Origin of the sequence: Alistipes intestinihominis (genome assembly GCF_040095975.1) — a bacterium.
In the GTDB taxonomy this organism is placed as follows: domain Bacteria; phylum Bacteroidota; class Bacteroidia; order Bacteroidales; family Rikenellaceae; genus Alistipes; species Alistipes senegalensis.
Genome location: NZ_JBBMFL010000047.1, coordinates 1 through 1,050 on the forward strand (window position 1 = coordinate 1; position 1,050 = coordinate 1,050).

2 protein-coding genes are annotated in these 1,050 nt (G+C 38.1%); one reads left to right on the forward strand and one right to left on the reverse strand.

Annotation, left to right across the window (positions count from 1 at the left end):
* Positions 1-561, forward strand: a 561-nt coding sequence (locus WMO46_RS15555; RefSeq protein ID WP_349094659.1) for a restriction endonuclease subunit S, incomplete at its 5' end; no start/stop codon positions are given.
* On the opposite strand, the gene WMO46_RS15560 is transcribed toward WMO46_RS15555, so the two are convergent.
* Positions 562-1,050: restriction endonuclease subunit S (locus tag WMO46_RS15560; RefSeq protein ID WP_349094660.1), on the reverse strand; the 489-nt coding region annotated here is incomplete at its 5' end. It abuts the gene before it with no gap.

Genomic DNA, 1,050 nt, shown 5'->3' on the forward strand with positions numbered 1-1,050 from the left:
GAGTCTGAAGTAGTTGATATAACTGACGATATTCCTTTTGAAATTCCTGAAACATGGCAATGGTGTAGATTAGGCACAATAGTAAAAATGCGTATAGGAAAGACACCGCCACGTGGGGAGCAGGTATATTGGAGTAATGGTACACATGATTGGGTTTCAATATCGGATATGGTTGAAGGAGGGATAATAAAAACAGTAAAAGAAAAAGTGTCAGATATGGCTGTTAATGAAATCTTTAAGTATCGTCCAAGCCCTAAGGGGAGTTTGCTTATGAGTTTCAAACTTACTGTAGGACGCACATCTATCTTAGGGATAGATGCCTATCATAACGAAGCTATAATCACGATTGTACCATATGTAGATGTTGATAATATATTTCGAAATTATCTGTTCCATATTCTCCCGACAATTTCCTTAAGTGGAGATTCCAAAGATGCTATAAAAGGTAAAACTCTTAATAATAAAAGTCTAAATAGTTTATTGATTCCATTGCCGCCGTTACTTGAGCAAAAAAGAATTGTAGCAAAGATAAAATTAATATACAGCAAGATTAGGGGCTAATCAGCCCTTAATTTTGCTGCATACTTCATTGATTTTGTTCACAATTTTCACTTGCTCTTGATACGGTGGGATACCGATAATAAGCGAATAGAATATCTCCTTGTTTAGATGAGGAATGGCTGCGCCTCGTTTAGACTTTCGCAATAACTCCTTGTAGAACAGAATAAAGTTTAAGACATACGGTAAATGCATAACAGAACTGACCCAGAGTTGTTTGAATGTGCTACCCATATAGCCATCGCAAGGCACTGTGAAAACCTCGCCGGAGTTCTCCCCATCCACAAGAATGATATTATCTCCTTTGTGGACAAATTTGCCTCTTTGCTGATATTCTCCAGCACTCTTGCCTCGTAAAAATTTTGCATCAAGACACAACTGCTGTCCCTCTTTCTTTTCGCCATCAATGAGAGCACAAATTGAGGATAATCTTGCAGGCGACCAACTATAGGGAAAGTCATAATCACACTCTATCTGAACGACTTGCCCATT